This is a genomic window from Kluyvera genomosp. 3 (assembly GCF_011765685.1).
Lineage (GTDB): Bacteria > Pseudomonadota > Gammaproteobacteria > Enterobacterales > Enterobacteriaceae > Kluyvera > Kluyvera georgiana_A.
The window spans coordinates 4,163,648-4,185,274 of sequence record NZ_CP050321.1 but is presented as its reverse complement, the minus strand read 5'-3'; the positions used below and the strand labels follow the sequence as shown (position 1 = coordinate 4,185,274).

Annotated in this window: 19 protein-coding genes; 18 read left to right on the top strand and 1 reads right to left on the bottom strand. The window is 56.7% G+C overall.

The window, feature by feature from the left end; genetic code table 11:
* The 18 genes from rsmH to mutT all read left to right on the top strand — a co-directional run bounded on the left by rsmH (position 1) and on the right by mutT (position 21,397).
* Positions 1-942 carry a 16S rRNA (cytosine(1402)-N(4))-methyltransferase RsmH gene (gene rsmH, locus GY169_RS19600; protein ID WP_163448062.1) on the top strand — a complete coding sequence of 314 codons (942 nt, stop codon included), beginning with the start codon at positions 1-3 and terminating at the stop codon, positions 940-942.
* Complete coding sequence (gene ftsL / locus GY169_RS19595) at positions 939-1,304, top strand: cell division protein FtsL (protein ID WP_163448061.1); 366 nt, start codon at positions 939-941, stop codon at positions 1,302-1,304. The genes rsmH and ftsL overlap by 4 nt, the downstream gene beginning before the upstream one ends.
* 15 nt (positions 1,305-1,319) lie before the next feature.
* Positions 1,320-3,086 (top strand): peptidoglycan glycosyltransferase FtsI, encoded by a 1,767-nt coding sequence (locus GY169_RS19590; RefSeq protein WP_163448060.1) that lies wholly within the window; start codon positions 1,320-1,322, stop codon positions 3,084-3,086.
* Positions 3,073-4,560: a UDP-N-acetylmuramoyl-L-alanyl-D-glutamate--2,6-diaminopimelate ligase gene (murE, locus tag GY169_RS19585; protein ID WP_167576792.1), complete on the top strand. Its 1,488-nt coding sequence runs from the start codon at positions 3,073-3,075 to the stop codon at positions 4,558-4,560. The genes GY169_RS19590 and murE overlap by 14 nt, the downstream gene beginning before the upstream one ends.
* The gene (gene murF, locus GY169_RS19580; RefSeq protein ID WP_163448058.1) at positions 4,557-5,915 is read left to right on the top strand and encodes a UDP-N-acetylmuramoyl-tripeptide--D-alanyl-D-alanine ligase; all 1,359 of its coding nucleotides are present in this window, start codon (positions 4,557-4,559) and stop codon (positions 5,913-5,915) included. The genes murE and murF overlap by 4 nt, the downstream gene beginning before the upstream one ends.
* Positions 5,909-6,991 (top strand): phospho-N-acetylmuramoyl-pentapeptide-transferase, encoded by a 1,083-nt coding sequence (gene mraY, locus GY169_RS19575; RefSeq protein ID WP_106925400.1) that lies wholly within the window; start codon positions 5,909-5,911, stop codon positions 6,989-6,991. The genes murF and mraY overlap by 7 nt, the downstream gene beginning before the upstream one ends.
* A gap of 2 nt (positions 6,992-6,993) precedes the next feature.
* Complete coding sequence (gene murD, locus GY169_RS19570) at positions 6,994-8,310, top strand: UDP-N-acetylmuramoyl-L-alanine--D-glutamate ligase (protein ID WP_167576791.1); 1,317 nt, start codon at positions 6,994-6,996, stop codon at positions 8,308-8,310.
* Positions 8,310-9,581, top strand: a complete 1,272-nt coding sequence (gene ftsW / locus GY169_RS19565) for a cell division protein FtsW (RefSeq protein ID WP_064547433.1) — start codon at positions 8,310-8,312, stop codon at positions 9,579-9,581. Before murD ends, ftsW begins: the two co-directional genes overlap by 1 nt.
* Complete coding sequence (gene murG / locus GY169_RS19560) at positions 9,578-10,645, top strand: undecaprenyldiphospho-muramoylpentapeptide beta-N-acetylglucosaminyltransferase (protein ID WP_167576790.1); 1,068 nt, start codon at positions 9,578-9,580, stop codon at positions 10,643-10,645. The genes ftsW and murG overlap by 4 nt, the downstream gene beginning before the upstream one ends.
* A gap of 53 nt (positions 10,646-10,698) precedes the next feature.
* Positions 10,699-12,174 (top strand): UDP-N-acetylmuramate--L-alanine ligase, encoded by a 1,476-nt coding sequence (gene murC / locus GY169_RS19555; RefSeq protein ID WP_163448055.1) that lies wholly within the window; start codon positions 10,699-10,701, stop codon positions 12,172-12,174.
* Entirely contained in the window at positions 12,167-13,087 is a 921-nt protein-coding gene (locus GY169_RS19550) for a D-alanine--D-alanine ligase (RefSeq protein ID WP_064547440.1), read from the top strand. The genes murC and GY169_RS19550 overlap by 8 nt, the downstream gene beginning before the upstream one ends.
* 1 nt (position 13,088) lies before the next feature.
* Complete coding sequence (gene ftsQ, locus GY169_RS19545) at positions 13,089-13,922, top strand: cell division protein FtsQ (protein ID WP_064547442.1); 834 nt, start codon at positions 13,089-13,091, stop codon at positions 13,920-13,922.
* Complete coding sequence (ftsA, locus tag GY169_RS19540) at positions 13,919-15,181, top strand: cell division protein FtsA (RefSeq protein ID WP_064547444.1); 1,263 nt, start codon at positions 13,919-13,921, stop codon at positions 15,179-15,181. The genes ftsQ and ftsA overlap by 4 nt, the downstream gene beginning before the upstream one ends.
* A 63-nt stretch (positions 15,182-15,244) precedes the next feature.
* Positions 15,245-16,396 (top strand): cell division protein FtsZ, encoded by a 1,152-nt coding sequence (gene ftsZ, locus GY169_RS19535; RefSeq protein WP_035893043.1) that lies wholly within the window; start codon positions 15,245-15,247, stop codon positions 16,394-16,396.
* 100 nt (positions 16,397-16,496) lie between these two features.
* Positions 16,497-17,414 carry a UDP-3-O-acyl-N-acetylglucosamine deacetylase gene (gene lpxC, locus GY169_RS19530; RefSeq protein WP_064547446.1) on the top strand — a complete coding sequence of 306 codons (918 nt, stop codon included), beginning with the start codon at positions 16,497-16,499 and terminating at the stop codon, positions 17,412-17,414.
* A gap of 257 nt (positions 17,415-17,671) precedes the next feature.
* Positions 17,672-18,178 carry a secA translation cis-regulator SecM gene (gene secM, locus GY169_RS19525; protein WP_223882117.1) on the top strand — a complete coding sequence of 169 codons (507 nt, stop codon included), beginning with the start codon at positions 17,672-17,674 and terminating at the stop codon, positions 18,176-18,178.
* A 64-nt stretch (positions 18,179-18,242) separates the two neighbouring features.
* Positions 18,243-20,948 carry a preprotein translocase subunit SecA gene (secA, locus tag GY169_RS19520; RefSeq protein ID WP_163448054.1) on the top strand — a complete coding sequence of 902 codons (2,706 nt, stop codon included), beginning with the start codon at positions 18,243-18,245 and terminating at the stop codon, positions 20,946-20,948.
* A 59-nt stretch (positions 20,949-21,007) separates the two neighbouring features.
* Complete coding sequence (gene mutT / locus GY169_RS19515) at positions 21,008-21,397, top strand: 8-oxo-dGTP diphosphatase MutT (protein ID WP_064547452.1); 390 nt, start codon at positions 21,008-21,010, stop codon at positions 21,395-21,397.
* Positions 21,398-21,432: 35 nt separating this feature from the next.
* Here the strand turns inward: mutT and yacG are convergent, their stop codons facing one another.
* Complete coding sequence (yacG, locus tag GY169_RS19510) at positions 21,433-21,627, bottom strand: DNA gyrase inhibitor YacG (protein ID WP_163448053.1); 195 nt, start codon at positions 21,625-21,627, stop codon at positions 21,433-21,435.

Sequence of the window (21,627 nt, the reverse complement as noted above, 5' to 3'; positions counted from 1 at the left end):
ATGATGGAAAACTTTAAACACACCACGGTACTGCTGGACGAAGCGGTTAACGGCCTGAATATTCGTCCGGACGGTATCTATATTGATGGCACCTTTGGTCGCGGTGGTCACTCGCGCCTGATCCTCTCGCAGCTTGGCGAGCAGGGGCGTTTGATTGCGATCGATCGCGATCCAGAAGCGATTGCGGTGGCGAAGACCATCGATGATCCACGCTTTTCCATCGTGCATGGCCCTTTCTCTGCGCTGGCGGACTACGTCGCCGAGCGCGATCTCGTTGGTAAGATCGACGGGATTCTTCTCGATCTTGGCGTTTCTTCACCGCAACTTGACGATGCCGAGCGCGGTTTTTCGTTTATGCGCGATGGCCCGCTGGACATGCGTATGGACCCAACTCGCGGCCAGTCTGCCGCTGAATGGCTGCAAACGGCTGAAGAAGCCGATATCGCCTGGGTGATTAAAACCTTCGGTGAAGAGCGCTTTGGTAAACGTATCGCCCGCGCCATCGTTGAGCGCAACCGCGTGGAACCGATGACCCGTACTAAAGAGCTGGCGGAAGTCATTTCCGCCGCGATGCCGGTGAAAGACAAATTCAAACACCCCGCAACCCGTACCTTCCAGGCGGTGCGCATTTGGGTGAATAGTGAGCTGGAGGAGATAGAGCAGGCGCTAAAAAGCTCGCTTGGCGTGCTGGCCCCGGGTGGGCGGCTTTCCATTATCAGCTTCCATTCGCTGGAAGACCGCATCGTGAAACGCTTTATGCGTGAGCAGAGCCGCGGTCCACAGGTTCCGGCGGGGATCCCGATGACCGAAGAGCAACTCAGGAAACTGGGCGGCCGTCATTTACGAGCATTAGGCAAGTTGATGCCGGGCGAAGAAGAAGTGGCTGAAAATCCACGAGCTCGTAGTTCAGTTCTGCGTATTGCAGAGAGGACGAACGCATGATCAGCAGAGTGACAGAGGCCCTGAGCAAAGTAACCGGGTCGTTAGGAAATGGCGAACGTCATGCCTTGCCTGGCGTAATTCGCGACGACCTTTTGCAGTTTGGGAAGCTGCCACTCTGTCTGTTCATTTGCATTATTGTGACGGCGGTGACGGTGGTGACAACCGCCCACCATACCCGTCTGTTAACGGCCCAACGCGAACAGTTGGTGCTGGAGCGCGATGCGTTAGACATTGAATGGCGAAACCTGATCCTCGAAGAGAATGCTCTTGGCGATCATAGCCGAGTCGAACGTATCGCTACTGAAAAGTTGCAGATGCAACATGTTGATCCATCAAAAGAAAACATTGTTGTTCAGAAATAAGGATTATTGCAACGCATGAAACCGGCGGCAAAAACGCTTAAGCCAAAACGTCAGGAAGAACAGGCCAACTTTATCAGTTGGCGTTTTGCGTTGCTTTGCGGCTGTATTTTTATGGCGCTCGCGTTCCTGCTGGGACGCGCGGCCTGGTTGCAAATTATTGCCCCTGATAAGCTGGTGCGCGAGGGCGACATGCGCTCTTTACGCGTCCAGCAGGTCTCCACTTCCCGCGGCTTGATTACTGACCGCTCCGGGCGTCCGCTGGCGGTGAGCGTGCCGGTAAAAGCCATCTGGGCCGACCCGAAAGAGCTGCACGAAGCGGGTGGCGTGGTGCTGAACAACCGCTGGAAGGCGCTGGCCGACGCGCTGAATATGCCGCTCGATCAGCTGGCTAACCGCATCAACACCAACCCGCGCATGCGCTTTATCTATCTGGCCCGTCAGGTAAACCCTGATATGGCCGATTACATCAAAAAGCTGAAGCTGCCGGGGATTTATCTGCGTGAAGAGTCGCGCCGTTACTACCCGTCAGGGGAAGTGACTGCTCACCTCATTGGCTTCACCAACGTCGATAGCCAGGGGATTGAAGGGGTTGAGAAGAGTTTCGATAAATGGCTCACCGGCCAGCCGGGCGAGCGTATCGTGCGTAAAGACCGCTATGGCCGGGTGATTGAAGATATCTCCTCCACCGATAGCCAGGCCGCGCACAACCTGGCGTTGAGCATTGATGAACGTCTGCAGGCGCTGGTTTACCGTGAACTGAATAACGCCGTGGCGTTTAACAAAGCGGAATCCGGTAGTGCCGTGCTGGTCGACGTGAGCACGGGTGAAGTGCTGGCGATGGCCAACAGCCCGTCTTACAACCCGAACAACTTCACCGGCACGGCGAAAGACACCATGCGTAACCGGGCGATCACCGACGTTTTCGAACCGGGTTCAACCGTCAAACCGATGGTGGTGATGACCGCGCTTCAGCGCGGCGTGGTGCGTGAAAACACCGTGCTGAATACCATTCCATACCGTATTAACGGCCACGAAATCAAAGACGTGGCGCGCTACAGCGAATTGACCCTGACCGGGGTACTACAGAAGTCGAGTAACGTCGGTGTTTCCAAGCTGGCGTTAGCGATGCCGTCCTCAGCGTTAGTAGATACTTACTCACGTTTTGGGCTGGGAAAAGCGACCAATTTGGGGTTGGTCGGAGAACGCAGTGGCTTATATCCTCAAAAACAACGGTGGTCTGACATAGAGAGGGCCACCTTCTCTTTCGGCTACGGGCTAATGGTAACGCCGTTACAGTTAGCGCGAGTCTACGCAACGATTGGCAGCTATGGGATCTACCGTCCGCTGTCGATAACCAAAGTTGACCCGCCGGTTCCCGGCGAGCGCGTGTTCCCGGAATCGATCGTTCGCACCGTCGTCCATATGATGGAAAGCGTGGCGCTGCCTGGCGGCGGCGGCGTGAAGGCGGCGATCAAAGGCTACCGTATTGCGATTAAAACCGGTACGGCGAAAAAAGTCGGTCCGGACGGGCGCTATATCAACAAATACATTGCTTACACCGCGGGCGTCGCGCCAGCCAGCCAGCCGCGCTTTGCGCTGGTGGTGGTGATTAACGACCCGCAGGCGGGTAAATACTACGGTGGCGCCGTTTCCGCGCCGGTGTTTGGTGCCATCATGGGCGGCGTACTGCGCACGATGAACATTGAGCCGGATGCGCTGGCAACGGGCGACAAGAGTGAATTTGTGACAAATCAAGGCGAGGGATCAGGTGGCAGATCGTAATTTGCGCGACCTTCTTGCTCCGTGGGTGCCGAATGCACCGGAGCGAGTACTGCGAGAGATGACGCTCGACAGCCGTGTGGCTGCATCGGGCGATCTGTTCGTAGCGGTAGTGGGTCATCAGGCGGACGGGCGTCGTTATATCCCGCAGGCAATTGCGCAGGGTGTTGCTGCCATTGTCGCCGAGGCAAAAGATGAAGCGACCGACGGTGAAATCCGTGAAATGCACGGCGTGCCGGTTATTTACCTCAGCCAGTTAAACGAACGTTTATCGGCGCTGGCCGGGCGTTTCTATCATGAACCGTCCGACAGCCTGCGTCTGGTGGGCGTGACCGGTACCAACGGTAAAACCACCACGACGCAGCTAATCGCACAGTGGTGCCAGCTGCTGGGCGAAACCAGCGCGGTGATGGGCACGGTAGGCAATGGCCTGCTGGGCAAAGTGATCCCGACGGAAAACACCACCGGTTCGGCGGTTGATGTTCAGCACGTGCTCTCCGGCCTGGTGGCCGAAGGCGCAACGATGGCGGCGATGGAAGTGTCGTCCCATGGTCTGGTACAGCATCGCGTCGCGGCGCTCAAGTTTGCCGCTTCCGTGTTCACCAACCTGAGTCGCGATCACCTTGATTATCATGGTGATATGGAGCACTACGAAGCAGCGAAATGGCTGCTGTACTCCACGCATCACTGCGGCCAGGCGATTGTTAACGCCGATGACGAGGTGGGCCGTCGCTGGCTCAGCCGTCTGCCGGATGCGGTGGCGGTGTCGATGGAAGACCATATTAATCCGAATTGTCATGGTCGCTGGCTGAAAGCCACCGCCGTAAACTACCACGACAGCGGCGCGACCATCCGCTTTGACTCCAGCTGGGGCGAAGGCGAAATTGAAAGCCGTCTGATGGGCGCCTTTAACGTCAGCAACCTGCTGCTGGCGCTGGCAACGCTGCTGGCGCTGGACTATTCCCTGAGCGATCTGCTGAAAACCGCCGCGCGCTTACAGCCGGTTTGCGGTCGTATGGAAGTGTTTAGCGCGCCGGGCAAGCCGACTGTGGTGGTCGATTACGCTCACACTCCGGATGCGCTGGAGAAAGCGTTACAAGCCGCACGCCTGCACTGCGCGGGCAAACTGTGGTGCGTCTTTGGTTGCGGCGGCGATCGCGATAAGGGCAAACGTCCGCTGATGGGGGCGATTGCCGAAGAGTTCGCCGACGTCGCCGTTGTCACCGATGACAATCCGCGCACCGAAGAGCCGCGCGCGATTATCAACGATATTCTGGCCGGGATGGTCGATGCCGGGCATGCGAAAGTGATGGAAGGCCGCGCGGAAGCGGTGACCAACGCCATCATGCAGGCTAAAGAGAACGACGTGGTGCTGCTGGCCGGTAAAGGCCACGAAGATTATCAAATCGTTGGTAACCGTCGTCTCGACTATTCCGACCGCGTGACCGCAGCCCGTCTGCTGGGAGTGGTGGCATGATTAACGTCACGTTGAAGCAACTGGCCGACATTCTGCGCGGCGAACTGCATGGCGACGATCGTCTGATTGCCGATGTCACGACCGACACGCGTAAATTAACCCCGGGTTGCCTGTTTGTGGCGCTGAAGGGTGAACGTTTTGACGCGCACGACTTTGCGCAAACGGCGAAAGATGGCGGCGCGGGCGCGCTGCTGGTCAGCCGCAAGCTGGATATCGACCTGCCGCAGCTGGTGGTCGCCGATACCCGCCTCGCCTTTGGCGAACTGGCAGCCTGGGTACGTCAGCAGGTGCCAGCGCGCGTGGTGGCGCTGACCGGTTCTTCCGGTAAAACCTCGGTTAAAGAGATGACCGCGGCGATTCTTAGCCAGTGCGGCAACACGCTTTATACCGCGGGCAACCTAAATAATGACATCGGCGTGCCGATGACATTACTGCGTCTGACGGCAGAGCATCAGTATGCGGTGATTGAACTGGGCGCCAACCATCAGGGCGAAATCGCCTGGACCGTCAGCCTGACCCGTCCGGAAGCGGCGCTGGTGAACAACCTGGCGGCTGCGCACCTTGAGGGCTTCGGCTCGCTGGCAGGCGTAGCGAAAGCCAAGGGCGAGATTTTTACCGGACTGCCGGAAAACGGTATCGCAATTCTGAACGCGGATAACAACGACTGGGCCAACTGGCAGCAGGTGATTGGCGATCGTACCGTATGGCGCTTTTCGCCAAATGCGGCGGGTAGCGATTTTAGCGCCGCGAACGTGCGCATTACCTCGCAAGGCACTGAGTTCACGCTAAATACGCCGAAGGGCAGCGTGGATGTGCTGCTGCCGCTGCCGGGCCGTCACAACATCGCTAATGCGCTGGCGGCGACCGCGCTGGCGACGGCGGTGGGCGCAGACCTGAGTGCGGTAAAAGCCGGGCTGGCGCAGTTGAAAGCGGTGCCGGGGCGTCTGTTCCCGATTCACCTGACGGATAGCCAGCTGCTGCTGGACGACTCCTACAATGCGAACGTCGGTTCCATGACCGCCGCGGTGCAGGTGCTGTCTGAAATGCCGGGCTACCGCGTGCTGGTGGTGGGCGATATGGCGGAACTGGGCGCTGAGAGTGAAGCGTGCCACATCCAGGTCGGTGAAGCAGCGAAAGCGGCGGGTATCGACCGTGTGCTGAGCGTTGGCAAATTAAGCCAGGCGATTAGCGCGGCGAGCGGGGCAGGGGAGCACTTCACCGAGAAAGATTCGGCGATTGCGCGTCTGAAATCGCTCATTAATGAACATAAAACGATCACCATTCTGGTGAAAGGATCACGCAGTGCCGCCATGGAACAGGTCGTACGCGCTGTACAGGAGAACGGGACATGTTAGTGTGGCTGGCCGAACATCTGGTCAAATATTATTCCGGCTTTAACGTCTTTTCCTATCTGACGTTTCGCGCCATCGTCAGCCTGCTGACCGCGCTGTTCATCTCACTGTGGATGGGCCCGCGGATGATCGCCCGCTTGCAAAAAATGTCGTTCGGCCAGGTCGTACGTAACGATGGTCCGGAATCTCACTTCAGTAAACGCGGTACGCCGACGATGGGCGGGATCATGATCCTCACCGCGATTACGGTGTCTGTACTGCTGTGGGCTTATCCGTCTAACCCATATGTATGGTGCGTGCTGACGGTGCTGATCGGCTACGGCATTATCGGTTTTGTCGATGACTACCGCAAAGTGGTGCGCAAAGATACCAAGGGTCTGATCGCCCGCTGGAAGTACTTCTGGATGTCGGTGATTGCACTGGGTGTGGCCTTTGCGCTGTATCTGGCCGGTAAAGATACGCCAGCCACCGAGCTGGTGGTGCCGTTCTTTAAAGACGTGATGCCGCAACTGGGTCTGTTCTACATCCTGCTGGCCTACTTCGTTATCGTTGGCACCGGCAACGCGGTGAACCTGACCGATGGGCTCGATGGCCTGGCGATCATGCCAACGGTATTCGTGGCGGCTGGCTTTGCGCTGGTGGCGTGGGCGACCGGTAACATGAACTTTGCCAGCTATTTGCACATTCCTTACCTGCGTCATGCGGGCGAGCTGGTGATCGTCTGTACGGCGATTGTCGGCGCGGGCTTAGGCTTCTTGTGGTTCAACACCTATCCGGCGCAGGTCTTCATGGGCGACGTGGGTTCCCTGGCATTGGGCGGCGCGCTGGGCATTATCGCCGTGCTGCTGCGTCAGGAGTTCCTGCTGGTGATCATGGGCGGCGTCTTCGTGGTGGAAACCCTGTCGGTGATCCTGCAGGTAGGCTCCTTCAAGCTGCGCGGTCAGCGCATCTTCCGTATGGCGCCGATTCACCACCACTATGAATTGAAAGGTTGGCCGGAGCCGCGCGTCATTGTGCGCTTCTGGATTATTTCGCTGATGCTGGTGCTGATTGGCCTGGCAACGCTGAAGGTACGTTAATCATGGCAGATTACCAGGGTAAAAACGTCGTCATCATTGGTCTTGGACTGACCGGGCTGTCCTGCGTGGATTTCTTCCTCGCGCAGAACGTGACGCCGCGCGTGATGGATACCCGAGCGACCCCACCCGGCCTGGATAAGTTGCCGGAAGCGGTAGAGCGTTATGTGGGTGGGCTAAATGAAGACTGGCTGATGGCGGCCGATCTGATCGTCGCCAGCCCTGGTATCGCGCTGGCGAATCCGGCGCTAAGCCGCGCCGCGGACGCTGGCATTGAAATCGTAGGCGATATCGAGCTGTTCTGCCGTGAAGCGCAGGCGCCGATTGTCGCCATCACCGGTTCCAACGGCAAAAGCACCGTCACAACGCTGGTTGGCGAAATGGCGAAGGCGGCAGGTGTGAATGTCGGCGTGGGCGGCAATATCGGCCTGCCCGCGCTGATGCTGCTGGATCCGGCTCGCGAACTGTATGTACTGGAACTTTCCAGCTTCCAGCTGGAAACCACCTCCAGCCTGCACGCGGCGGCGGCCACGATCCTTAACGTTACCGAAGATCATATGGACCGCTACCCGCTGGGCCTGCAGCAATATCGCGCGGCCAAGTTGAAGGTCTATGAGAACGCTAAAGTATGTGTGGTAAACGCCGACGACGGCCTGACCATGCCAGTGCGCGGTGCCGACGAACGCTGCGTCAGCTTTGGCGTTGACGTTGGCGACTATCACCTGAACCGCCAGCAGGGCGAAACCTGGCTGCGTGTAAAAGGTGAAAAAGTATTGAACGTCAAAGAGATGCCGCTTACCGGGCAGCATAACTACAGTAACGCTCTGGCGGCGCTGGCGCTGGCAGACGCCGTCAGCCTGCCGCGCGCGACCAGCCTGAAAGCGTTGACCACCTTTAGCGGGTTGGCTCACCGCTTCCAGATTGTGCTTGAGCACAACGGCGTGCGCTGGATTAACGATTCTAAAGCCACCAACGTTGGCAGCACGGAAGCGGCGTTAAATGGCCTGCATGTGGCGGGTTCGCTGTATCTGCTGCTAGGCGGCGACGGCAAATCTGCCGACTTTGCGCCGCTGCAGCGTTATCTGACCGGCGACAACATTCGTCTGTACTGCTTTGGCCGCGACGGCGGTGAACTGGCCGCGCTGCGTCCGGAAATCGCCACCCAGACCGAAACGATGGAAGAAGCGATGCGCCTGATTGCGCCGCAGGTAAAGGCGGGCGATATGGTGCTGCTGTCTCCGGCCTGCGCCAGCCTTGACCAGTTCAAAAGCTTTGAGCAGCGCGGCGACGTGTTTGCTCGTCTGGCGAAGGAGTTAGGTTGATGCGTTTATCGCTCCCGCGCCTGAGACTGCCTCAACTGAGGCTGCCGCGTTTGCCGGGCATGCGCATTTTCGCATGGCTGTTTGGTTGGATGTTCGCCGCGCTGAAGGGCTGGGTGATGGGCTCGCGGGAAAAAGATACCGATAGCCTGATTATGTACGACCGCACGCTGCTGTGGCTGACGCTCGGCCTCGCGGCGATTGGTTTTATTATGGTGACTTCGGCGTCCATGCCCGTCGGGCAACGTCTGGCGAACGATCCGTTCCTGTTCGCCAAACGTGATGGCTTGTATCTGATTCTGGCCTTCTGTCTGGCGCTGATCACGCTGCGTCTGCCGATGTCGTTCTGGCAGCGCCACAGTACCTTTATGCTGATTGCGTCCATCTGCATGCTGCTGATTGTACTGGTGGTGGGGAGTTCGGTTAACGGGGCGTCGCGCTGGATTGCGCTCGGTCCGCTGCGTATTCAGCCCGCCGAGCTGACCAAGCTCTCGCTGTTTTGCTATATCGCCAACTATCTGGTGCGTAAAGCGGACGAGGTGCGCAACAACCTGCGCGGCTTCTTAAAGCCGATGGGCGTGATTTTCGTGCTGGCGATTTTACTGCTGGCGCAGCCTGACCTCGGTACCGTGGTGGTGCTGTTCGTCACGACGCTGGCGATGCTGTTCCTCGCTGGCGCCAAGCTGTGGCAGTTCATCGCCATTATCGGCATGGGCATTTCAGCGGTGGTGCTGCTGATCCTCGCCGAACCGTATCGTATTCGCCGCGTGACCTCCTTCTGGAACCCGTGGGAAGACCCGTTCGGCAGCGGCTACCAGTTAACCCAGTCGCTGATGGCCTTTGGCCGCGGTGAGATGTGGGGTCAGGGCTTAGGCAACTCGGTACAGAAACTGGAGTACCTGCCGGAAGCGCACACCGACTTCATCTTCGCCATCATCGGTGAGGAATTGGGTTATATCGGTGTGGTACTGGCACTTTTAATGGTATTCTTCGTCGCTTTCCGCGCCATGTCCATCGGTCGCAAAGCGCTGGAGATTAACCAACGTTTTTCTGGCTTCCTGGCTTGCGCAATCGGCGTATGGTTCAGTTTCCAGGCGTTGGTGAACGTAGGGGCGGCAGCCGGTATGCTGCCGACGAAAGGCCTGACGCTGCCTCTGATCAGCTACGGTGGCTCCAGTCTTCTGATTATGTCGACTGCCATTATGTTCTTGTTACGAATTGATTATGAAACACGCCTGGAGAAAGCGCAGGCGTTTACCCGAGGTTCTCGATGAGCGGTCAAACAAAGCGTTTAATGGTGATGGCGGGCGGTACCGGCGGACATGTGTTCCCGGGGCTGGCGGTTGCGCACCATTTAATGGATCAGGGCTGGCAGGTGCGCTGGCTGGGAACCGCGGATCGTATGGAAGCCGACCTCGTACCGAAACACGGCATTGAGATTGATTTCATTCATATTTCCGGGCTGCGTGGCAAAGGCGTGAAGGCGCTGCTGCTGGCGCCGATGCGTATCTTCAACGCCTGGCGGCAGGCGCGGGCGATCATGAAACGTTTTAAGCCGGACGTGGTGCTCGGAATGGGAGGTTACGTCTCTGGCCCCGGCGGTTTGGCGGCGTGGTCACTGGGCATTCCGGTGGTACTGCACGAGCAGAACGGTATTGCCGGGCTGACCAATAAATGGCTGGCGAAGATTGCCAGCAAAGTGATGCAGGCCTTCCCTGGCGCATTCCCGAATGCTGAAGTCGTGGGCAACCCGGTACGCGTTGACGTGCTGGCGCTGCCACTGCCGGAACAGCGTCTGGTCGGGCGCGATGGCCCCATTCGCGTGCTGGTGGTTGGCGGTTCACAGGGCGCGCGCATCCTGAACCAGACGATGCCGCAGGTGGCGCAACGTCTGGGCGATGCGGTGACTATCTGGCACCAGAGCGGTAAAGGCGGTCAACAGACCGTGGAGCAAGCCTATGCCGATGTCGGTCAGGCTCAGCATAAAGTGACCGAGTTTATTGACGATATGGCGGCGGCCTATGCGTGGGCTGACGTGGTGGTGTGTCGCTCCGGCGCGCTGACGGTGAGCGAGATTGCGGCGGCGGGGCTGCCGGCGATTTTCGTGCCGTTCCAGCATAAAGACCGCCAGCAGTACTGGAACGCGTTGCCGCTGGAAAAAGCGGGCGCGGCAAAGATCTACGAGCAGCCGCAGTTTACGGCACAAGCGGTCGCGGACACGCTGGCAAGCTGGGATCGCAACACCTTGTTAGAGATGGCTGAACGCGCGCGCGCGGCGGCGATCCCGGATGCTACCGAGCGGGTAGCAAAAGAAGTGAGCCTGGCAGCAAAGGCTTAATCATTGCGGCGCGCTGGCGTCGCCCGAATTTTAGAAGTGATGGCGTTTAAAGAATGAATACACAACAACTGGCGAAACTGCGTTCTATCGTGCCCGAGATGCGTCGCGTCCGGCACATTCACTTTGTTGGCATCGGCGGCGCCGGGATGGGCGGTATTGCCGAAGTACTGGCCAACGAAGGGTATCAGATCAGCGGTTCCGACCTGGCGCCAAACCCGGTAACGCAGCAGCTGAGCAAGCTGGGCGCCACCATCTATTTCAACCATCGCCCGGAAAACGTGCGCGATGCGAGCGTTGTTGTGGTGTCGACGGCGATTTCTGCCGATAACCCGGAAATCGTGGCGGCGCATGAAGCGCGCATTCCGGTGATTCGCCGCGCAGAGATGCTGGCAGAACTGATGCGTTTTCGTCATGGCATCGCCATTGCCGGTACGCACGGCAAAACCACCACCACCGCAATGGTGGCCAGTATTTACGCGGAAGCGGGGCTGGACCCGACCTTCGTTAACGGCGGCCTGGTGAAAGCGGCAGGTGTACATGCGCGTCTCGGTCACAGCCGTTATCTGATTGCGGAAGCCGATGAGAGCGACGCGTCGTTCCTGCATTTGCAGCCGATGGTGGCCATTGTCACCAACATCGAAGCCGACCACATGGATACCTACCAGGGCGACTTCGAAAATTTAAAGCAGACGTTCATTAATTTCCTGCACAATTTGCCGTTTTATGGTCGTGCCGTGATGTGTGTGGACGATCCCGTTATTCGCGAGCTGTTGCCGCGCGTGGGTCGTCAGATTACTACCTACGGTTTTAGCGACGATGCCGACGTGCGCGTCGAAGGCTACCAGCAAATAGGCCCGCAGGGACACTTCACGCTGGTGCGTCAGGACAAAGAGGATCTGCGCGTGACGCTGAACGCGCCGGGCCGCCATAACGCGTTAAACGCGGCGGCGGCGGTTGCAGTGGCCACGGAAGAGGGCATTGAAGATGACGCGATTCTACGCGCGCTTGAGAGCTTCCAGGGCACCGGTCGTCGCTTCGATTTCCTGGGCGAATTCCCACTGGCGGAAGTGAATGGTAAAGAAGGCTCGGCGATGCTGGTGGATGATTACGGTCATCACCCGACGGAAGTGGACGCGACGATTAAAGCCGCGCGCGCTGGCTGGCCGGAGAAAAAACTGGTGATGGTCTTCCAGCCGCACCGTTATACCCGTACGCGCGATCTGTATGACGATTTTGCGCACGTGCTGACTCAGGTCGACGCGCTGCTGATGCTCGACGTTTACCCGGCTGGCGAAGCGCCGATTCCGGGCGCGGACAGCCGTTCGCTGTGCCGTACTATTCGCGGGCGTGGAAAAGTGGACCCGATTCTGGTCTCCGACCCGGCGCAAGTCGCTGAAATGCTGGCATCAGTACTGACGGGTAATGATCTTGTTCTAATTCAAGGCGCGGGAAATATTGGTAAAATCGCGCGTAACTTAGCTGAAATCAAACTGAAGCCGCAAACTCAGGAGGAACCGCGTCATGGCTGATAAAATCGCGGTTCTTCTCGGCGGCACTTCCGCCGAGCGCGATGTGTCGCTCAACTCCGGCGCGGCGGTGCTGGCCGGCCTGCGTGAGGCTGGTGTTGACGCCCATGCGGTCGACCCAAAAGAGACCGATGTTACCCAGTTGAAAAATATGGGTTTTCAGAAAGCGTTTATTGCGCTGCACGGTCGAGGCGGGGAAGATGGCACGTTGCAGGGGCTGCTGGAGCTGATTCAACTGCCTTACACCGGCAGCGGTGTGATGGCATCGGCCATCTCGATGGATAAACTGCGCAGTAAATTGCTGTGGCAGGGGGCCGGATTACCGGTCGCGCCGTGGGTCGCTATTGAGCGCCAGGCCTTTGAAAATGGGCTGTCTGAGGATGTTCAGGCGCAGATTGCCGGGCTGGGATTGCCGCTGATCGTCAAGCCGAGCCGTGAAGGTTCCAGCGTCGGCATGTCGAAAGTGACCGAGATTGCAGAGCTGGCACCTGCGTTAGCGCAGGCGTTTCAACATGATGATGAAGTTCTGATTGAGAAATGGCTCAGTGGCCCTGAGTTTACGGTCGCGGTGCTTGGTGAAGAAATTTTACCGTCAGTTCGCATCCAACCGGCCGGAACCTTCTATGATTATGAGGCGAAGTATCTGTCTGATGAGACAAAATATTTCTGCCCTGGTTGTGAAGAATCAGCCCAGGAAGCGGCAATGCAATCTCTGGTGCTGAAAGCCTGGAAAGTTTTAGGTTGTCAGGGGTGGGGTCGTATCGACGTCATGCAGGACAGCGACGGGCAGTATTATCTGCTGGAGGCGAATACGTCTCCGGGGATGACCAGCCACAGTCTGGTGCCGATGGCGGCGCGTCAGGCGGGAATCAGTTTCTCGCAGCTGGTAGTACGAATTCTGGACCTGGCGGGGTGATATGTCGCAGGCTGCGCTGAATACGCGGAACCGTGAAGAAGAAGAGTATGCGGCTTCACGGCGCAATAATGGAACGCATTTAGCGGGGATTTTGTTCCTGCTGGCGGTGTTGTGTACCGTGTTTGTGAGCGGCTGGGTCGTGCTTGGCTGGATGGAAGATGCGCAGCGTTTGCCCATCTCAAAACTGGTCGTCACCGGCGATCGTCATTACACGCGTAATGATGATATCCGCCAGTCCATACTGGCATTGGGCTCGCCGGGAACCTTTATGACTCAGGATGTCAACATCGTTCAGAGTCAGATTGAACGCCTGCCGTGGATTAAACAGGCAAGCGTAAGAAAGCAGTGGCCGGACGAATTGAAGATTCATCTGGTTGAATATGTGCCAATTGCGCGTTGGAATGATCAGCACATGGTGGATGCGGAAGGTACGGCCTTCAGCATTCCGGCCGATCGAACCAGCAAGCAGAATTTGCCTATGCTCTATGGCCCGGAAGGCAGCGCAAGCGAAGTCTTGCAGGGTTATCACGACATGGGCGCGGTGCTCGCGAAAGGGAAGTTCACGTTGAAGGTTGCGGCGATGACCGCGCGCCGTTCGTGGCAGCTGACGCTTGATAACGGTATCAAGCTGAATCTGGGGCGGGGCGATACGATGAAGCGGCTGGCGCGTTTTCTGGAACTGTATCCGGTTCTGGAACAGCAGGCGCAAACTGAGGGTAATCGGATTAGCTATGTTGATTTGCGTTATGACTCGGGGGCGGCAGTAGGCTGGGAACCTGCTCCTGCGGCGGACACTAATCAACAACAGAATCAGGCACAGGCAGAACAACAATGATCAAGGCGACGGACAGAAAACTGGTAGTTGGACTGGAGATCGGCACTGCAAAAGTAGCCGCTTTAGTAGGGGAAGTTCTGCCCGACGGAGTGATTAATATCATTGGGGTCGGCAGTTGCCCATCCCGAGGTATGGATAAAGGCGGGGTTAACGACCTGGAGTCGGTAGTCAAATGCGTACAGCGCGCTATCGATCAGGCGGAACTGATGGCGGATTGCCAGATCTCTTCTGTATATCTGGCGCTTTCCGGCAAACACATTAGCTGTCAAAATGAGATAGGCATGGTGCCTATCTCTGAAGAAGAGGTCACGCAGGAAGACGTTGAGAACGTGGTGCATACGGCGAAGTCCGTACGCGTGCGTGATGAGCACCGTGTTCTTCATGTGATTCCGCAGGAATACGCGATTGATTACCAGGAAGGGATCAAAAACCCGGTCGGCTTGTCCGGCGTGCGAATGCAGGCCAAGGTACATCTGATTACCTGCCACAACGACATGGCGAAGAACATCGTCAAAGCGGTTGAACGCTGTGGTCTGAAGGTCGATCAGCTGATTTTCGCCGGGTTGGCGTCAAGTTATTCGGTTCTGACCGAAGACGAACGTGAGCTGGGCGTCTGCGTGGTGGATATCGGTGGCGGTACAATGGATATCGCCGTGTATACTGGCGGTGCATTGCGCCACACCAAGGTGATCCCATACGCGGGGAACGTGGTGACCAGCGATATCGCCTATGCGTTTGGTACGCCGCCAAGCGATGCCGAAGCGATCAAAGTGCGCCACGGTTGCGCATTAGGCTCCATAGTGGGCAAAGATGAGAGCGTTGAAGTGCCGAGCGTGGGTGGACGTCCGCCGCGCAGCCTGCAGCGCCAGACATTGGCCGAGGTCATTGAGCCGCGTTACACCGAGCTCTTAAATCTCGTCAATGAAGAGATTTTACAGTTACAGGAACAGCTTCGTCAGCAAGGGGTCAAACACCACCTGGCGGCGGGGATTGTGTTGACCGGCGGCGCGGCGCAAATTGAAGGCTTAGCGGCCTGCGCGCAGCGGGTGTTCCATACGCAGGTGCGTATTGGTGCGCCGTTGAACATTACCGGTCTGACGGACTATGCCCAGGAGCCGTATTATTCCACGGCAGTGGGCCTGCTGCACTACGGGAAAGAGTCCCATTTGAGTGGTGAAGCGGAAGTAGAAAAGCGCGTAACTGCATCGGTTGGTTCGTGGATCAAACGACTGAATAGCTGGTTACGCAAAGAGTTTTAATTTTTTAAAGAGACCAACGCACATTAATGGTCTCAGGCGACAGGCACAACGGAGAGAGAAACTATGTTTGAACCTATGGAACTGACCAACGACGCGGTGATTAAAGTCATCGGCGTCGGTGGCGGCGGCGGTAATGCCGTTGAACACATGGTGCGCGAGCGCATCGAAGGCGTTGAATTCTTCGCAGTTAACACCGACGCGCAGGCACTGCGTAAAACGGCTGTTGGCCAGACTATCCAGATCGGTAGCGGTATTACCAAAGGTCTGGGTGCGGGTGCCAACCCGGAAGTAGGCCGTAATGCGGCTGACGAAGACCGTGAAGCGCTGCGTGCAGCACTTGACGGTGCAGACATGGTGTTTATCGCAGCCGGTATGGGCGGCGGTACCGGGACCGGTGCAGCGCCAGTGGTTGCGGAAGTGGCCAAAGATTTAGGTATCCTGACCGTTGCCGTCGTGACCAAGCCTTTCAACTTTGAAGGCAAAAAGCGTATGGCATTTGCGGAGCAGGGGATCACCGAGCTGTCCAAGCACGTTGACTCATTGATCACCATCCCGAACGACAAGCTGCTGAAAGTATTGGGCCGCGGTATTTCCCTGCTCGACGCGTTTGGCGCAGCGAACGACGTACTGAAAGGTGCAGTCCAGGGTATCGCTGAGCTGATCACCCGTCCGGGCCTGATGAACGTCGACTTTGCAGACGTGCGCACCGTGATGTCTGAAATGGGCTACGCGATGATGGGCTCTGGCGTAGCAAGTGGTGAAGACCGTGCGGAAGAAGCGGCTGAAATGGCTATCTCTTCCCCGCTGCTGGAAGATATCGACCTGTCCGGCGCGCGTGGCGTTCTGGTCAACATTACTGCGGGCTTCGACCTGCGTCTGGATGAGTTCGAAACCGTGGGTAACACCATCCGTGCGTTTGCATCGGATAACGCGACCGTGGTTATCGGTACTTCACTTGACCCGGATATGAACGACGAACTGCGTGTTACCGTCGTTGCCACCGGTATCGGCATGGACAAACGTCCTGAGATTACCCTGGTGACCAACAAGCAGACGCAGCAACCGGCGCTGGATCGTTATCAGCAGCACGGTATGGCACCGTTGACGCAAGAGCAGAAACCGGCAGCTAAAGTGGTAAACGACAATACGCCGCAGACCACTAAAGAACCGGATTATCTGGATATCCCGGCGTTCCTGCGTAAGCAAGCTGATTAAGAATTAGCTGGAAGTTGGGAATCTGCGCTCTTTGTGCTAAACTGGCCCACCGAATGTGTAGTACACTTCGGTTGGATAGTTAATTTGGCGAGATTATACGATGATCAAACAAAGGACACTTAAACGTATCGTTCAGGCGACTGGCGTCGGTTTACACACCGGCAAAAAGGTCACACTGACGCTACGCCCTGCGCCGGCAAATACCGGGGTCATCTATCGTCGCACCGACTTGAATCCACCGGTAGATTTTCCGGCTGATGCCAAATCTGTGCGTGATACTATGCTCTGTACTTGCCTGGTCAACGAGCATGACGTGCGGATTTCTACCGTAGAGCACCTGAACGCCGCGCTGGCGGGTCTGGGTATCGACAACATCGTTGTTGAAGTCGATGCGCCAGAAATCCCGATTATGGACGGTAGTGCTGCGCCATTCGTTTATCTGTTGCTGGATGCCGGCATCGATGAACTGAACTGTGCGAAGAAATTTGTCCGTATTAAAGACACCGTTCGCGTTGAAGATGGCGACAAATGGGCTGAATTCAAACCGTACAATGGTTTCTCGTTGGATTTCACCATCGACTTTAACCATCCGGCGATTGACTCCAGCACCCAGCGTTATGCGATGAATTTCTCCGCAGACGCCTTTATGCGCCAGATCAGCCGTGCACGTACCTTCGGTTTCATGCGTGATATCGAATATCTGCAGTCCCGCGGCCTGTGCCTGGGCGGTAGCTTCGATTGTGCCATCGTTGTTGACGATTATCGCGTACTGAACGAAGACGGCCTGCGTTTTGAAGATGAATTCGTTCGTCACAAAATGCTCGATGCCATCGGTGACTTGTTCATGTGTGGTCACAACATTATTGGTGCATTTACCGCGTACAAATCCGGTCATGCACTGAATAACAAACTTCTGCAGGCGGTCCTGGCAAAACAGGAAGCTTGGGAATTTGTGACCTTCGAAGACGACGCAGAACTGCCTCTGGCGTTCAAAGCACCGACAATGGTTCTGGCATAAGCCTGACCATTTCGTAAATTCGACTGGCAACCTGGCACTCTCTCCGGTCAGGGAACCAGTCGTTTTTTCTTTTTATCCCCGTCAATCCGTTTTCCTGCCGTTGCCCGCTTAAAGATCACACTCCAGTGCAACCGCTGCTTTCTTAACCCGTTTTTCGTTGCTGTTTTCGTCATTCCTGCTGCTGTAGCGCGGCATTAATGGTAATATTCCCGGGCTAAAATAGAATAACGGTACTGAAACCGAAGGTGGAACTTTACGTGAGTGGAATGCTGACGCGTTGGCGACAGTTTGGTAGACGCTACTTCTGGCCGCATCTCCTGTTGGGGATGGTTGCTGCCGGTTTTGGCCTGCCTGCGCTTGCGAATAATACCGAGCCAGCTTCTCCCGCCCGCGCAACAACCAGTAATCATAATCCGACGCAGAGAATCGACTTCTCTCAACTGGCGCGGCTGGAAAATAACCGTCGTCCCTCATTCAGCGTCGACTACTGGCATCAGCACGCCATTCGCACCGTTATTCGTCACCTTTCTTTTGCCATGGCGCCGACGGCGTCACCGGTTGCTGAGTCAACATCTCCGTTGCAGGCCGCGCAGCATCTGGCGCTGCTGGATACGCTAAATGCGTTGCTGAACGTTGAAAGTCAGCCGTCCCTTATTATTGCTCAGGACGCAGCGTTACCTGCGCTCTCACCTCACGTCTTTAGTATCCCAGCCTGGGTGAGCCAGGTGCAGGGCATCCGCGCCGGGCCGCAGCGCCTCGTCTGAAAATAACCGCTTTATTTCCTTTATTTTTCTGACTCCGAAATGTCGGGGCGTTTGAGATTTTATTATGTTAATCAAATTATTGACCAAAGTTTTTGGTAGTCGTAACGATCGTACCCTGCGCCGCATGCGCAAAGTTGTCGCTATTATTAACGCGATGGAACCGGAGATGGAAAAACTCTCCGATGAAGAGCTGAAAGCGAAAACCAATGAATTCCGCGCGCGCATTGAAAAAGGCGAAACCGTTGAGAGCCTGATTCCTGAAGCGTTTGCCGTGGTGCGTGAAGCCAGTAAGCGTGTGTTTGGGATGCGTCACTTTGACGTCCAGCTGCTCGGCGGTATGGTGCTTAACGACCGCTGCATCGCGGAAATGCGTACCGGTGAAGGTAAAACTCTGACCGCAACGCTTCCTGCTTACCTGAACGCGCTGTCCGGCAAGGGCGTGCACGTGGTGACCGTCAACGACTATCTGGCCCAGCGTGACGCCGAAAACAACCGTCCGCTGTTCGAATTCCTCGGCATGACCGTTGGTATTAACATGTCTGGCCTGCCAGCGCCTGCGAAGCGTGAAGCCTACAATGCCGACATCACCTACGGTACCAACAACGAATACGGTTTTGACTACCTGCGCGACAACATGGCGTTCAGCCCGGAAGAGCGCGTACAGCGTAAACTGCACTATGCGCTGGTCGATGAAGTCGACTCCATCCTGATCGATGAGGCGCGTACGCCGCTTATCATTTCCGGCCCGGCTGAAGACAGCTCGGAAATGTACAAAAGAGTGAACAAAATCATTCCTCACCTGGTCCGCCAGGAGAAGGAAGATTCCGACACCTTCCAGGGTGAAGGTCACTTCTCTGTGGATGAAAAAGCGCGTCAGGTTAACCTGACCGAACGCGGTCTGGTGCTGATTGAAGAGCTGCTGGTGAAAGAAGGTATTATGGAAGAGGGCGAGTCGCTGTACTCTCCGGGCAACATTATGCTGATGCACCACGTGACCGCCGCGCTGCGCGCCCACGTGCTGTTCACCCGCGACGTTGATTACATCGTCAAAGATGGCGAAGTTATTATCGTCGACGAACATACCGGTCGTACCATGCAGGGCCGTCGCTGGTCTGATGGTCTGCACCAGGCCGTAGAAGCCAAAGAAGGCGTTGAAATTCAGAACGAAAACCAGACGCTGGCGTCCATTACCTTCCAGAACTACTTCCGTTTGTATGAAAAACTGGCCGGTATGACCGGTACGGCGGACACCGAAGCGTTTGAATTCAGCTCGATCTACAAGCTGGATACCGTGGTCGTGCCAACCAACCGTCCGATGATCCGTAAAGATATGCCGGACCTGGTCTACATGACCGAAGCGGAAAAAATTCAGGCGATTATCGAAGATATCAAAGAGCGTACCGCGAAAGGCCAGCCGGTGCTGGTGGGGACCATCTCCATCGAGAAATCTGAAGTGGTTTCCCACGAGCTGACCAAAGCGGGCATCAAACATAACGTCCTGAACGCCAAATTCCACGCCAGCGAAGCAGACATCGTTGCGCAGGCGGGCTACCCGGCAGCGGTCACCATCGCCACCAACATGGCGGGACGTGGTACCGATATTATGCTCGGCGGTAGCTGGCAGGCTGAGGTTGCACAGCTGGAAGATCCAACCCCAGAACAAATTGCGCAAATCAAAGCTGACTGGCAGGTACGTCACGACGCGGTACTGGCGGCAGGTGGTCTGCACATTATTGGTACCGAACGTCACGAATCTCGTCGTATCGATAACCAGCTGCGCGGCCGTTCCGGTCGTCAGGGTGATGCGGGTTCTTCTCGTTTCTACCTGTCGATGGAAGATGCCCTGATGCGTATCTTCGCCTCTGACCGTGTGTCCGGCATGATGCGTAAGCTGGGGATGAAACCGGGCGAAGCCATTGAGCACCCGTGGGTCACCAAAGCGATTGCTAACGCGCAGCGTAAAGTGGAAAGCCGCAACTTTGACATCCGTAAGCAACTGCTGGAATACGATGACGTTGCCAACGATCAGCGTCGCGCTATCTACACCCAGCGTAACGAACTGCTGGATGTAACTGACGTCAGTGAAACCATCAACAGCATTCGTGAAGACGTGTTTAAAGCGACTATCGATGCCCACATTCCGCCACAGTCGCTGGAAGAAATGTGGGATATTCCGGGTCTGCAGGAACGTCTGAAAAATGACTTCGATCTCGAACTGCCGATTGCTGAATGGCTGGATAAAGAGCCTGAGCTGCACGAAGAGACGCTGCGTGAGCGTATTCTGGAAAGCGCGGTTGAAGTCTACAAGCGTAAAGAAGAAGTGGTTGGCGCTGAAATGATGCGTCACTTCGAAAAAGGCGTGATGCTGCAAACTCTCGACTCCCTGTGGAAAGAGCACCTCGCGGCGATGGACTACCTGCGTCAGGGTATCCACCTGCGTGGCTATGCGCAGAAAGATCCGAAGCAAGAGTACAAGCGCGAATCCTTCTCCATGTTTGCTGCAATGCTGGAATCTCTGAAGTATGAAGTGATCAGCACCCTGAGCAAGGTGCAGGTACGCATGCCGGAAGAAGTTGAAGCCATGGAACAGCAGCGTCGTGAAGAAGCCGAGCGTCTGGCGCAGATGCAGCAGCTGAGCCATAAGAGCGATGACGAAGCCGTCGCGGAAGATCTGGCCGCACAAACCGGCGATCGCAAAGTGGGTCGTAACGATCCGTGCCCTTGCGGTTCCGGTAAAAAATACAAACAGTGCCATGGTCGTCTGAGCTAAGGCCATAATAAGAAAACAAAAGGCGCAGAGTTCTGCGCCTTTTTTATGGATAAGACAAAATGAAAATACTGCAAATATCCGTCGGCATCATTCGCAATGCCGCAGGCGAAATTTATATCACCCAGCGTGCCGCCGATGCGCACATGGCGCATAAATGGGAGTTTCCGGGCGGTAAAATTGAAGCGGGGGAGTCACCGCAGGAAGCGGTTATCCGTGAACTGCAGGAAGAGGTTGGGATCGTGACCACCTCGCTGCAGCCGTTTGATAAGCTGGAATATCAGTTCCCCGATCGCCACATTACGCTGTGGTTCTGGCTGGTTGACAGCTGGGAAGGCGAGCCGTGGGGCAAAGAAGGGCAGCCGGGACGCTGGGTTGCGCAACAGGATTTGGTGGCGGACGAATTCCCGCCAGCGAACGTGCCGGTGATTGAAAAGCTGATCGCGGGTTGATATGTGATGACGCCGGGCCGTTCCCGGCGTCGGATTTACTGCTGCTCTTCGCTCCAGTCATCGCTATCGGAGAGATCGCCGCTGCTCGGGATTCGCTTCTCCTCCGCCGCCCATTCGCCAAGGTCAATCAGCTGGCAGCGCTTGGAGCAAAAAGGGCGATAGGGGCTTTGTTCGCCCCAGACAACCGGTTTGTTGCAGGTGGGGCAGTTTACGGTGGTGACGTCAGACAT